Origin of the sequence: Diplocloster hominis, assembly GCF_032380655.1 — a bacterium.
GTDB lineage: Bacteria > Bacillota > Clostridia > Lachnospirales > Lachnospiraceae > Diplocloster > Diplocloster hominis.
In genome coordinates this window covers 47,311-60,727 of sequence record NZ_JAWDIY010000004.1, presented here as the reverse complement: position 1 = coordinate 60,727, position 13,417 = coordinate 47,311, and the positions used below count along the sequence as shown (strand labels likewise).

At 44.3% G+C, this 13,417-nt stretch carries 12 protein-coding genes; 11 read left to right on the top strand and 1 reads right to left on the bottom strand.

What is annotated here, in order from left to right:
* Positions 1-36: 36 nt before the first annotated feature.
* The 7 genes from ABC831_RS05080 to ABC831_RS05050 all read left to right on the top strand — a co-directional run bounded on the left by ABC831_RS05080 (position 37) and on the right by ABC831_RS05050 (position 7,763).
* Entirely contained in the window at positions 37-1,668 is a 1,632-nt protein-coding gene (locus ABC831_RS05080; RefSeq protein WP_343247163.1) for a response regulator transcription factor, read from the top strand.
* 124 nt (positions 1,669-1,792) lie between these two features.
* Positions 1,793-2,842 (top strand): sensor histidine kinase, encoded by a 1,050-nt coding sequence (locus ABC831_RS05075; RefSeq protein ID WP_343247162.1) that lies wholly within the window; start codon positions 1,793-1,795, stop codon positions 2,840-2,842.
* Positions 2,832-4,325 (top strand): ATP-binding cassette domain-containing protein, encoded by a 1,494-nt coding sequence (locus ABC831_RS05070; RefSeq protein ID WP_343247161.1) that lies wholly within the window; start codon positions 2,832-2,834, stop codon positions 4,323-4,325. The genes ABC831_RS05075 and ABC831_RS05070 overlap by 11 nt, the downstream gene beginning before the upstream one ends.
* A 43-nt stretch (positions 4,326-4,368) precedes the next feature.
* A complete protein-coding gene (locus ABC831_RS05065) occupies positions 4,369-5,034 on the top strand; it encodes a response regulator transcription factor (RefSeq protein ID WP_343247160.1) in 666 nt (221 codons plus the stop codon).
* 83 nt (positions 5,035-5,117) lie between these two features.
* Complete coding sequence (locus tag ABC831_RS05060; RefSeq protein WP_343247159.1) at positions 5,118-6,035, top strand: ABC transporter ATP-binding protein; 918 nt, start codon at positions 5,118-5,120, stop codon at positions 6,033-6,035.
* Positions 6,028-6,834 (top strand): ABC transporter permease, encoded by an 807-nt coding sequence (locus ABC831_RS05055; RefSeq protein WP_343247158.1) that lies wholly within the window; start codon positions 6,028-6,030, stop codon positions 6,832-6,834. The genes ABC831_RS05060 and ABC831_RS05055 overlap by 8 nt, the downstream gene beginning before the upstream one ends.
* Positions 6,835-6,845: 11 nt before the next feature.
* The gene (locus ABC831_RS05050; protein ID WP_343247157.1) at positions 6,846-7,763 is read left to right on the top strand and encodes a sensor histidine kinase; all 918 of its coding nucleotides are present in this window, start codon (positions 6,846-6,848) and stop codon (positions 7,761-7,763) included.
* Positions 7,764-7,766: 3 nt separating this feature from the next.
* Here the strand turns inward: ABC831_RS05050 and ABC831_RS05045 are convergent, their stop codons facing one another.
* On the bottom strand, positions 7,767-7,916 hold the full coding sequence (locus tag ABC831_RS05045) for a hypothetical protein (RefSeq protein ID WP_343247156.1): 150 nt from the start codon (positions 7,914-7,916) through the stop codon (positions 7,767-7,769).
* Positions 7,917-8,238: 322 nt separating this feature from the next.
* Here ABC831_RS05045 and ABC831_RS05040 point away from each other — a divergent pair, with 322 nt between their 5' ends.
* The 4 genes from ABC831_RS05040 (at position 8,239) to ABC831_RS05025 (ending at position 13,379) form a co-directional block, all read left to right on the top strand.
* Entirely contained in the window at positions 8,239-9,399 is a 1,161-nt protein-coding gene (locus ABC831_RS05040; RefSeq protein ID WP_343247155.1) for a sugar ABC transporter substrate-binding protein, read from the top strand.
* An 84-nt stretch (positions 9,400-9,483) separates the two neighbouring features.
* Positions 9,484-10,992 carry a sugar ABC transporter ATP-binding protein gene (locus tag ABC831_RS05035; RefSeq protein ID WP_343247154.1) on the top strand — a complete coding sequence of 503 codons (1,509 nt, stop codon included), beginning with the start codon at positions 9,484-9,486 and terminating at the stop codon, positions 10,990-10,992.
* Positions 10,985-11,932 (top strand): ABC transporter permease, encoded by a 948-nt coding sequence (locus ABC831_RS05030; protein WP_343247153.1) that lies wholly within the window; start codon positions 10,985-10,987, stop codon positions 11,930-11,932. Before ABC831_RS05035 ends, ABC831_RS05030 begins: the two co-directional genes overlap by 8 nt.
* A gap of 25 nt (positions 11,933-11,957) precedes the next feature.
* Positions 11,958-13,379: a hypothetical protein gene (locus ABC831_RS05025; protein ID WP_343247152.1), complete on the top strand. Its 1,422-nt coding sequence runs from the start codon at positions 11,958-11,960 to the stop codon at positions 13,377-13,379.
* Positions 13,380-13,417 lie beyond the last annotated feature (38 nt).

Below are 13,417 nucleotides of genomic sequence, written 5' to 3'. Positions count from 1 at the left end.
TGCCGGGTGGCAGAGCGGTTGAAAGGGTGGAGAACGGTGCTGAAGATACTAATTGCAGATGATGAGGACAGAGTGTGCAGACTGATTGAAAAACTGATCGACTGGGAGCATCTGGACATCAGTTTGGTGGCCACAGCGGCCAATGGCATAGAGGAGCTGGAATTGATTCAAAAGTATGAGCCGGATATTGTGATCACAGATATCCGGATGCCGGGAATGGACGGGCTGCAGGTAATTGAGCGGGTTGTTCAGCTGGAGCTGCCCGTGAACTTTATTGTGGTGAGCGGCTACAAACAGTTTGAGTATGCCTATAATGCCTTAAAATACGGGGTGGAGGACTATCTGTTAAAGCCGATACATAAGGAAGAACTGAATAAGATTCTGTCAAAGATCTGTATGGCCCGGCTGGAAAAGGAAAAACAAGTATCGGATCATGAACAGATGGAGAAGGAGCACAAATTAAGCCAGGAAATTATACAGAATAAATTTATTGCCACATTACTGTCACAAGAGAATCGGGAGGTAGTTGAGCCGGCAATTGTGAATGAAAAGTATCATTTTTCATTCTCTGGACCGGTATATCAGTGTTACGCGCTGAGTGTAGATTATGAGAGAGTAGAGGACGTAGAGAAAGAGACGGCCGAGGGACTCTATCGGAGCGTACTGAAGAAGATAAGGAAGTTTTTGGAGGAAGCAGAAGCGGCAGGCCAGAATGTGAATGGACTGATCCATAATGTGGTCGCTGGAATCTGTGAGTTCCGGGACGAAGATATCAAAGAGGGAGTATTACAACAGGAACTGTGGAATCAATTATTTGAGGTTATCCAAAAGTATAGCAGTTCATTCAGCGGATACGCAGTGACCATGACGGTGTCTGCGCCATTTTGTGATTTTAAGGAAAGTGCGGACAGGCTGCGTGATACCTTTGAGTACCTGGGCAGCAGGCTGGTTCTGGGAGCAAACCAGCTAATTCGGATCACCGGAACCGGTCTGTCAAAGGAAGACTCGGCCCTGACTGTCAATATGAAATGTGAAGACTCCATCAAGGCGGCTGTGGAAGCTTTGGATTTGAAAAAGTTCGATTATTTGCTTCGGGACTGCTTTCGAATGATTGGCGATGAGAAGCCGGAGAGTTATAGGTTGTACTATAAAAATGTCGAACAGCTGATACGGGTTGTTTTTGAAGCGGTGGATTTCGATGAAATCAGTGATACGGAACTGGAAACAGAAAAAGAAGATTTGTATGCACAGATCAGAAAATATGCAGATAAATCATCTATCCGCAATTATGTGCTTGAATATTTGAATGCATTCCTGAAAAAATACGAAGCCAGTAAGCGGAATCAGGAGAAAAAGCCGGTGCGGATCGTAAAAGATCATATCAGGGAACATTATAAGGAGAACATCAGCCTGGAAGAGATGGCCAAGCTGGTAGATTTGAATCCGGTCTATCTCAGCGTCCTGTTTAAGCGCAGTACAGGGGAGAATTTCAATGATTATCTGACGAACATCCGCATCACGAAGGCTAAATCAATGCTGAAAGATACCAATGAAACCATAGCGGCAATCGCGGAGGGCGTAGGATATGCCAATGCAAAATATTTCAGCCAGTTGTTTTCTAAAGTGGTAGGCATAAATCCTACGGTATACCGCAAATTGCATTCGTAAGGGCTGCTGATCAAAATGGACATGTCCCAAACCGAAATGGACATGTCCCCTTTTGTATGTCCCCTTTTGTAAGGGATGTTCACCCATACCTATATGTGCTGGAAATCGCACACAGGAGGAAAACATGAGAAATGTGAAAAGAAAGATATTGGTGTCGAATGCTCTGATGGTTTTGTTTGCAGTGGCTTTTGGGATGCTGTTCTGGCAATTGCATATGGGGATTACCGGATGGTGCCTGCTGGGGGCATTGGGGATTTTCTTTTTGCTGCAGATGATTCTGGTGCATGTGCCGGTCTGTAAGGCAGACCAGTCGTTAGAAAAACTGTATCAGAAGAGTCTGGAGGATTCCGGCGGCCACGATACACAGACGATGGAGATCAACGATAAGATGGAATACGTATTCCAATATCTGCAGGAGAGCATGAACCGGGAATACCGGGCGAAGGTGCTGAAAAAACAGGCGGAACTGAATGCGCTGCAAAGCCAGATTAACCCGCATTTTCTGTATAATACACTGGAATCCATCCGGGGGGAGGCACTGATCGAGGGGATGGATGAGATCGCGGATATGACGGAGGCACTGGGGAATTTTTTCCGTTATAGTATCAGCAGGAAAGGAAGCCTGGTAACTCTTGAGGATGAGCTGAATAATATACAGAACTATTATCTGATCCAGAAGTTCCGCTTTGGGGAGAGGATCAATCTCAAAGTGGATATGGAGGATCAGGACGCGATCATCGGTTTTCGTATGCCCAAACTGATCATTCAGCCGATAGTGGAAAATGCGATCTTTCATGGGCTGGAGAACAAGATCGGAAAAGGGACGATCACCATATCTATTGCGGTTACGGATCAGCGTCTGGTGCTGGTAATCTCAGATGACGGCAGTGGCATCCGTGAGGATAAACTGCTGGAAATGAATGAGCGGCTGCAAAAAGGGGTCGACTTTTCCGAGAGAACCGAGGATGGGGGCAGCGGGATTGCGCTATATAATGTAAATCAAAGGATTAAGCTGTGTTTCGGTGATGAATATGGAATTCACGTGTATAGTATGCTGGACAACGGTACCGACGTGGTGATCACACTGCCCGTGGTGGATGCGGGACAAAAGGAGATTACCCTGGATGAGGTCATCCACCAGAGCAGGAGTCAGGAAAAAAATTATGGTTCATGAAATTATTAGAGCAGAACATATACAAAAGATGTTTGACCGGAATCAGGTGCTGCTGGATGCCTGGCTGTATGTGCTGGAAGGGCAGACCGTGGGGATTGTGGGGCTTGATCATTCAGGCAAGACAACATTTATGCGCATCTTGGCAGGGCAGCTTGGTTTCGATGGCGGGGATATTTACTTTGAGGGTGCAAAGATCTCACCCTCAAGACGTGATATTCTCTCCGGTAAGGTGGCCTATCTTGGAAATGAAAATTCTCTGGTAGACGAGTTGTCCATTGCGGATAACTTATTTGTGTTAAAGAAAAATCATATTAGGGATTTTATCGTCCATAAAAAGAAAATAAGGGAAAATAGTGAAAAGTTGTTAAAGATGGTGCATGTGGATGCCCGCCCCGGCAGTCCCTGCGGTATTTTGGAGGACAATGAAAAGCAACGTCTGGAAATCGCAAAGGTACTGGCAGGAGGGGCCAGGCTGGTGATTCTGGACTGTACGGGACATACATACAACGATCAGGATATCCGGGAGTTAAAAGAGCTGATCCGTAAGAGTTACGAAAAAGGAGTATCGTTTCTATTCATCCACAGTAATCTGGAATACGTCATGCAGCTCTCGGACGAGATCGTGGTATTAAAGGATGGACGTTCGGTGCGGCGGCTTCCAAAGACTATGTTTGACAAGCAGATGATCTATAAATGGATGGTCGGGTATGAGATCAAGGAGAACAGTCTCTATGACAGAAAAAAGCTGCCTGGTGCGGGAGAAATTCTGCGGCTTACAAAGGTCACAAGCGTTCGTCTGAAAAATATATCCCTGGAGGTAAAGGAAGGAGAAATCGTGGGAATCCTGTCTCTGTCCAGCCGTTGGAATCAGGAATTTATCGATATCCTGATGGGGGAAGCCCAGATCGAAAGCGGCGCCATATACCGCAATGGACAAGCCGTTAACAGACAATTTCTACAGGACCGTGGGACTGTGCATAATAGGACCTGCTTTATGCATAAAGCCAATATCAAAGAGGAGCTGTTTGAAAATCTGTCGGTTTCACAGAATTATGTGTTCCTGGCGCAGCAAAAGGCGGCAAAGACTCCGCTGGGGATTCTGAGCCGGAAGATCGAGATGCATCTGGAAAATGAAAAGATGGAAGACCTGGGATTTTCACCGGATATCCTGAAAAAACAAATCGAACAGCTGTCGAACAAGGAACTGTTTGAGCTGTATATCGGGGAAATCAAACTGTTCCATCCGGAGCTTCTGGTGCTCATGAATCCCACGGAAAGCTCGGATGTTCTGTTGAAAGAACAAATTATAGGCGAAATTGTTAAGATGGCGGAGGACAGAATCGGAATCCTGATGATTTCTGCCAATTTTAAGGAGATGTCAGGAATCTGCGACCGGATTATTATTGTGCGGAAGGGAACCGTCAACGGGATAGTGGAACGGGGGGACTTTTCTGCGGTAAATATGAATTTGTATTTGGAGTAAAGGGCGCTGCCCGTAAGAATGAAAAAAAGAAAGGAATTGCCCTATGAATAGCATTTTAATTATTGAAGATGATAATGAAATCTGCCTCATGATAAAAGACCATCTTGAAAAGTATAACTATCATGTTTCTTTTATTTCTACCGGTGCAAATGCGGTTGAACAAGTGAAAAAGATATCTCCAGACTTAATCATCTTGGATTTAATGCTTCCATATATCAATGGTGATGAATTATTACGGCAAATCAGAACATTTTCTGAAATTCCTGTCATTGTAGTATCAGCGAAAAGCTTGACTTTTAATAAGATTGAACTTTTACGTTTAGGTGCAGATGATTATTTAACAAAGCCTTTTAATTTAGATGAACTAGCGGCAAGAATTGAGCGGAACTTAATCAGAAGTCAAAAGAATACACCGTGCATTGCCATAACCGTTGGAGAATTATTGATTGACACATCATCTAAAACCGTTGAGGCTGCAGGTGAAATTTTACCACTTACAGCAAAAGAATATCAAATTATAGAACTGTTAGCAAAATATCCTGATAAGGTTTTCTCAAAGCAGAATCTTTATGAAAGTATTTGGCAGGAACCTTTCGCAAGGGATAATGATGTTATCAATACTCATATTAGTAATTTACGCAAAAAGTTAAAGGCAGAAGGCAACCGTATTCAGACAGTATGGGGATTGGGGTATCGGCTCAATAAATAACTTTAGATTATCTTTAGATTTTGCTTTAGACTTTTTAGAGTTTTTCCTGCGATACTAAGTGACAGGAAAGGAGTTATAAGTATATGAGCAAAACTATTTTTGAAACAATCAATATTACAAAAGAGTATCACCATGTAAACGTATTAAATCAAATGTCCATGTCTGTTTTCCCAGGCGATATTTATGGATTTATTGGAGAGAATGGTGCAGGAAAAACAACAACAATCCGACTCTTATCAGGTCTGGCAGAACCTACATCCGGGGAAATAAGTCTGTTTGGAGAAACCGGACGGAAACTTGCCAAACAGAGAGCACGTATAGGTTGTATTATTGAAAGCCCCTCCCTCTATCCTGATATGACAGCACGTGAGAATTTACAGGTGCAACGTCTGCAACGTGGAATACCGGGGAAAACCTGCATTGAGGAAGCCCTCGATTTAGTCAATTTAAAAAATACTGGGAAGAAAAAGGCAAAAGATTTTTCTTTGGGTATGCGTCAGCGGCTTGCCCTTGCGATTGCTTTGCTTGGTAAACCCGAATTTCTTGTACTTGATGAACCTGTTAACGGCCTCGATCCTATTGGTATTGTAGAATTTCGTAACTTGTTACAAAAATTAAATAAAGATTATGGTATCACTATCTTAATCTCAAGCCATATTCTTACTGAGTTACATCAATTAGCGAACCGATATGGTATTTTGCATAATGGAAGAATACTGCAAGAAATAACTGCAGCAGAATTGGATGAGCGTTGTAAAAGACACTTATTGTTACAGGTTGATAATGTCCCTGCTACTGTTGTTATATTAGAAAATAAATTGCATACTTCTAATTTTACAGTAATGCCTGATAAGAGTATTCGTTTATATGATATGGGGTGCATAGGAGAGCTTTCAACTTTGTTAAATGATAACAATATTGTAATTTATCAAATGGCGAATGCAGGTGATGATCTTGAAACCTATTATACAAATTTGATTGGAGGTGTAGAACATGCGTAATCAATATAAAGCCGAATGGTACAAATTTCATCATTCGAAAATGCCTTTTATAATTTTGGGTGTTTGTATTTCGATTATTTTAGCTTCTTTTGCGTTTGGTAATATGACATTTTTTGGAGCTGGTGATGGAATTACAAATTCTATCGGTTTTCAAGCTAAATGCTATTTATCAGAAGAAACACCAACGTTTATATCTGTTGCCCGTTCTGCACTTGCATATACGGCTTTTTTCTGGATGATAGGTGTATTATTTACAGCGCTATTTTTCACAAAAGAATATAGCCAGGGAACAATCAAACTTTCTGTTGCATACGGAATGAAACGAAGTATTCTATATTATACAAAGGCAATTACTATTTTTGTGATATCATTCCTTACATATTTTGCTTTTGTAGCTGTATTTACTATTGTCGAAACAATGCTATCCGGTTATTTCCTTAATACGCATGAACTAATAAAACTTTTGGGTTGGACGTCCTTATGTGGAATGGTATTGATTGCATTGGAATGTATCACTATATTTTTTTGTGTTCTGATACCAAACACAGGAATTGTAACTGGAATTTGTTTTTTATATGTTTTTAGTGGAGCATCCGTCTATTTAATGATTTGGAGTGAAATGGAAAAAGCAGCAATCCCTATGAAGATTTTTATATATGGAAATCCTATGTTTTACTGGATGAATTTCAGTTCCTGCCGTACAATGGGTATTGTTGAAAATCTTCCGTTCTATATTGGCGGATGTATCCTGCTTTTAATTATTGGTAGTTTTGTTATGAACAAAAAAGAAATCAAATAAAGGAGTTTGGCATGAAGTGGGCGATACTATTTCTTATATTGATGATACTTGTAATCGTTCTTACGACTGCATTTATTAACTGGAAAATACAAATACACAAAGTAATCGTCCAACTCAATGACATTCTGGATGGAAAAACAAAAAAAACTGTAACTGTATCTTTGTCAGATAAGAGTTTGGAAAATTTGGTTGAAACCATAAATCGTATTATATTGAAAAATGATATACGCTTTGTGAAAATTCAGAACAGAGAACAGGAATTAAAAGAAAATATTTCTTGCTTATCCCATGATTTACGAACTCCTCTGACTTCTATCCGTGGATATTTACAACTCATGCAAAATGCACCCGCAGATAAAAGAGAATCCTATATGAATACATTATCAGAAAAAGCATTAAGACTGGAACATCTCATAGACGATTTTTACAATGTTTCCCTTTTGGACGCAGGACAATATCCGTTTCATGATGAAGATATCGAGATATGCTCTTTACTGACTGAAACGTTACTTGATAATTATTCTGTTTTTAACACGAAAAAAATCGAACCAGAAATTGATATTCCAAAAAAAGATATTCATATTTTTACAGACAGGATGGCTTGTATTCGTATCATACAAAACCTAGTATTTAATGCAGTAACCTCTACTGCGGAAAATGTTAACGTTCAACTATCATATAGCGAAAACCGCCTTTTGTTTTGTGTAAAAAATCCTATTAAGGAAATTCCAATAGAGGAACCATCAAAATTACTGGAACGTTTTTATGTAGGAGATACTTCGAGAACTAAGGGAACATCAGGGCAAGGACTATACATTGTAAAAAAATTACTTTTGCGTATGAATTGCAATGAACCAAATATTGAAATAGAACATCAAATTTTTAAAATAACGATTGATTTCTCTCCGTTACTTTTAAAATATTCTTAAAAATTACAGAGACAGCAATGCCATATAGGTAGCAAAGGAAAAGCCTTCGCAAAGCAGCCATATTTTTACGCTCCCAATGGAGGCCAGATATTTTCCAAAACCCCGGATGAATCCGGCATGTCGCCAAATACTTTTTATCACTTCTATTCTCATAAACTCTGTTTCTTGAATTTTTCTCTGAAGAAAATATGTATCCGGATATCTTATAAGTATCCCAGATTTCCCAAAATACCACGGAGACCAGCCGATATTGGGCAGTCCGGTTATAGGGACCGCCCCGGAGGAAAAAACCAATAAAAACCCAATCCGTTTTACGAAAACTCTGCCTGAATTTATAAATAATCGGAGTAGAAATTAAGATATCATACTTTTTCTAAATTTTACCGCATTGTTGCCCCTGTCGGCAGATGTTATATTTAAATCACACAAAACAACGTTGGGCGTGTAAAAAACTGGAAGGTATCAGGAGGGAAAAATGAAAAGTAATAGTATAAAAAGATGGTTATCTGTATGTTTGGCAGTGACTACAATTATGGTGATGTCTGCCGGGTGTCAGAGTAAAGAAGAGACACCGGCCGGCGGCGATGCCGGTGCGGCACAGTCAGGGAACGCGCAGGCCGCCGACACGGCAAAAACAGATGCCGCGAAGCCGGATGAAGGATCTGGAAGTAAGGACGGGAAGGCAATCATCGGAAAAGTATCTTACAATATGAATGAGGCATACCATCAGGCGGAATGCGCATGGTTTGAAAAATATGCCGAGGAAGCCGGTTACGAAACAATTATCATCGACGGGAAAGTGGATTCATCGATTATGCTGAATTCCGTACAGGATCTGATCTCAAAAAACACAAAGGCGATCATCTGTCAGCCTGCCGATGTAGCGAACGCGGAGGCGCTGGTGCAGGAAGCCCAGAACGCAGATGTACCGCTGGCGACTTTTGTAAATAAGGCTGAGACTACGGCAAATCCCCATATCCGCCTGTATGAAGCACCGGCTACCAAAGAACTGGGAGCGGCCGCTGCGAAAAAGTGGATGGAGTGGTATCCGGATAAAAAGATCGTGATGGCTATTATCGATATCCCTTCCTCTCAGCAGGTGCATGAAGAGAGAGCACTGGCCTTTGTAGAGGGAGTCCAGAGTGTGGCTGCGGATGCGGAAGTGGCAGTTATGCTGGACGGAGAGTCCTCAAGAGATAAGTCGATGGCTTGCGGGGAAGATATCCTTCAATCCCATCCCGAGGTAAATATGGTCTACGGTATCAATGCGAATTCCGTGCTGGGCGCTCTGGCTGCATTTGAGGCGGCGGGCAGAGGACAGGCAGAAGACGGTATTCCAAAGACAGAGCTGTTCGTGGGAACAGACGGAAGTGAGCAGGAAGCCATAAAAATCTATGACCCTAATTCCTCACTGAAGCTGACTATGGCTCTGTCTCCGAAGAATAACGCGAAAACCCAGATCGATACCGCTATTCAGTTGATGAACGGTGAGATTGATGCAAAATCGGATTATGAAGTGGAAGTGACGGACGTTGTTCTGGATTACTGGAGCACCCCGATCGATGAATTCCAGAAATTCCTGGTAGATGAATATTTTTCTGAGATGGATCTGAAACAGGAACTGGGACTGGAATAACAGTATGAGGCAGGGAATGCCATATACAGGAATACATACAGCATTCCCTGCCTTTCTATTTCCGAAGAAAGGTGGAGCTTTGAAATGGAACAGCCGATATTGTCGATCCGGAACATTTCCAAAGAATATCCGGGAGTGAAAGCGCTGGATGATGTCAGCTTTGATATTCCGGCCAATGTGGTTCACTGCATTATAGGAGAAAACGGGGCCGGGAAATCGACACTCATCAAGATCCTGACCGGAGCGATCGAGAAGACCAGGGGATCCATGCTCCTTCATGGTCAGGAGTATCACCCAAAGAGTATCAAAGAGGCCATGCGTGCGGGAATCAGTGTGCTGTATCAGGAACTGAATGTGGTGGATGAGCTGACGGTGGAAGAAAATCTGACACTGGGAGCGGAAGATACCCGTTTCGGCGTGATCAGACACTCCGGCAAGTCGCAGCGGGCCTATGAGGTTCTGAATGAGATTGATCCCAGTATCCAGCTAAAGGAAAAAGTGGAAAAACTCAGTATGGCGAAAAAGCAGATTGTAGAGATCGCCAAGGCAGTGGCTGCCAATGCCAGCATTCTGATTATGGATGAGCCGACGGCCGCATTGTCGGAAGAAGAGGTACGGAAATTATTTACCATCATACATAAATTAAGAGAACAGAAAGTGACCGTAATCTATATCTCGCACAGGCTGGATGAGATCATGGAAATCGGGGATTATGTCACGGTGCTGCGGGATGGAAAGACGATAGCCACCAAGCAGGCATCAAAGATTCACGGACAGGAAGAGCTGATCCAGCTCATGCTGGGCAAACTCGTTATCCAGACTTATGTGCCAAGCGTCATAGATCCGGACAAAAAAGTGCTGGAAGTAGAGAATCTCACCAATGATAAGCTGCATGATATCAGCTTTGAAGCGCTAAAGGGAGAGATCGTGGGATTCTACGGTCTGGTGGGTGCCGGTAAGACGGAGGTGGCCAGGGCGCTGTTCGGAGCCGATCCCTTTGAGGGTACCATAAGGGTCGACGGAAGAGAAGTACATGTCCGGGACCCCAGGGACGCGATCCGTCAGGGAATCGCTATGGTCCCGGAGGAACGTAGAACACAGGGGCTCTTCCTGGAGCTTTCCGTCAAAGATAATATCCCGGTCATGAATTACAAAAAGATATCCAGATGGAATGTTTACAATAAGAGAAAACAAAGGGAAATGGCAGTTCAATATATCAAAGATCTGCGGATCGCCACCAGCAGCGAAGAAAAAAGCGTATCTTTGCTAAGCGGCGGAAACCAGCAGAAGGTGGTGCTGGCCAAATGCCTGAACGCGGATGCGAAGGTCCTGCTGTTGGATGAACCCTCCCGGGGAGTGGATGTGGGAGCAAAGGACGAAATTTTCCATATTATCCGGGAACTGGCGGCAAAAGGAAACGCCTGCATCGTATTTTCCTCGGAACTGCCCGAGATTCTGGCTCTCTGCGACAAAATCATCCTTCTGTATGAAGGGAAGATCCGCGCCGTGGTCCAAAACAGTGTAAAAAAACAGCCGGATTCCGAAAAAATAATGCAGATCTCTACAGGAGGGCTTGATAAATATGATGAGTAAAAATATAAGTAAATCCACGCTGACCCAATTGATCACCCTGTCCATACTGATCGTACTGGTCGTGGTGTTATCCCTATTGGCGCCGGAGTTTTTAACCTATAACAATATGATGAATGTGCTGCGGCAGGTTACCTTCGTCATTATAACAGGATCGGCGGCCACCATGCTGATGATTACGGGGCATATGGATCTTTCCGTCGGAAGCCTGCTGGCGCTCTCGGGTGTGGTGTTTGCAGTGTGCGCCATGAATGACATTCCCTTGTTCCTGGCAGGGATTCTGGGCGTCGGAGTGGGATTCGCCTTCGGTGTCCTAAACGGTATCCTGGTGACTAAACTGAAGGTGACCCATGTAATCGCCACCCTGGGAAGCATGTATGTGGCGAGAGGGCTTAGCTATATCGTTACCGATGGGAAGTCCATCAATGCCGGACTGCCCAGAGGCTTTGACTCTATCGGCCGGAAAATGATCGGTACGATTCCAATCGCGGTCATCATTGCGGTTCTGGTGCTTCTGGTCTTTTTCTTTCTGGAGAGTAAAACGGTATTCGGCAAATACGCGTTTGCGATCGGGGGAAATAAAAATGCTGCCACGTTATCGGGAATAAAGAGCAACCGGCTGGTTCTCTCCATCTATACCCTGGTTGGTACCATGGCGGGGCTCTCCGGTGTGATCATGGCTTCCCGTCTCGGGGCAGGTGATCCCAATGTGGGGAACGGCTTTGAATTTGACTGCATCGTGGCCATCGTGCTTGGAGGCACCAGTGTAGCCGGCGGTTCCGGTTCGGTGATCGGTATGGCCATCGGTGCCCTGATCGTCGGCTTTCTGTCCAACGGGCTGAATCTGCTGGGGGTGGGGACTTTCTACCAGACCGTATTTAAAGGAGTAATTCTGGTTGGAGCCGTACTTTTAGACAGCCTGATAAAGAAAAAGTTAAAATAATCGGATTGGGTAAGGAGAGGTTTCTATGGGACTACATATCAAAAAACCAAATGCGGGAATCGGGATTTTTTGTATAGGACTGAATACCTATTGGGAACAGTTTCAGGGATTGCGTGAAGCGGTAATGGATCACTATGGAAAAATAAAGGGACTGCTGCCGGAGGACATACATGTAACTGACGGCGGTCTGGTGGATCACTATGCTGCGGCGGCTGAAGCCAACCGCGCATTTGTGGAGGCGGAGGTGGATCTGGTATTCTGCTATTGCGCCACCTACTCCCCCTCATCGAATGTGCTTCCGGTCATCCGTGGCTTGTCTGCTCCCGTTGTTGTATTAAATCTTCAGCCGGAAAGTTCTTTGGACTGTTCAAAGATTGACACCATCGGCGGCTGGCTCGGGACTCTCTCCTGCGCGGGAGCACCGGAAGTCACCGCGGTGCTGAAAAAGAAAAACGCATCATACGGGGTAGTCACAGGCGCGATCTCGGCTGATCCTCATGTGATAAGTGAGATAGACGCCTGGTGCCGGGCGGCGGCCGTGGCGGCCAGGCTGAAAAGAGGCCGGATCGGGATGATCGGTCATCCGTTTAACGGGATGATGGACCTGTATGTAGATGAGACAAAAATATATAATCAATTCGGGATCTACACCGAATTTCTGGAGCTGTATCAGATAAAAAATGCCATGGGGGAGGTAACCGTTGAGCTGTTGGAGGAGTGCCGCCAATTTATCAAGGACCATTTCGCGCTCACAGTGTCTCAGAATGCCCGGGAATTCGAGGATCTCTGCAAAGTGACCGCCGCCATGGTTTCACTGATCAGGGAACAGAATCTGGACGCGGTGGCGTTCCACTATGCGGGTGAGACGCAAGGAGAATATAAGGAGATTATCGGGCCGATGAACATTGTATTTTCCGCCCTCATTGCCCTGGGTATTCCGTGCTGTGTGGAGGGGGATATTAAGACCACCATCGCCATGCTGATCACCAAAGTGCTGGCGGGATGCTGCGCCACCGCTGAGTTGTATTCCATGGATCTTGAGAATGACACTTGTCTGATCGGTCACAGTGGTTCCAGCGATTTCGCGCTGTCAGATGAAAAGCCGGTGTTAAGAGAGTCCGAAGTGTTCCACGGGAAATCCGGAAAAGGCTATCTTACCCAGTTCCTGGTCAAAAAGGGTCCGGTGACCCTGCTGGCGCTGAGTGAGGATGGGGAAGGCAATTACCGTCTGATCGCGGCAGAGGGAGAGAGTGTTCCGGGAGATATCCTGGCGCTCGGGGATACGAATACCCGGGTGCGCTTTCCGATTCCCGTGAGGGACTTTATGGACAGATGGTGTATGGCTGGGCCCTCCCATCACAGTTCAATGGCTGTGGGCAGCTGGATGGATATGATCCGGAAAACGGCAGTAGTTCTGGGACTTGAGCTGGAAGTGATTTGTCCGTAATAGAATAAGTAACGGTATTCATTTGGTTTGCAGAAGTA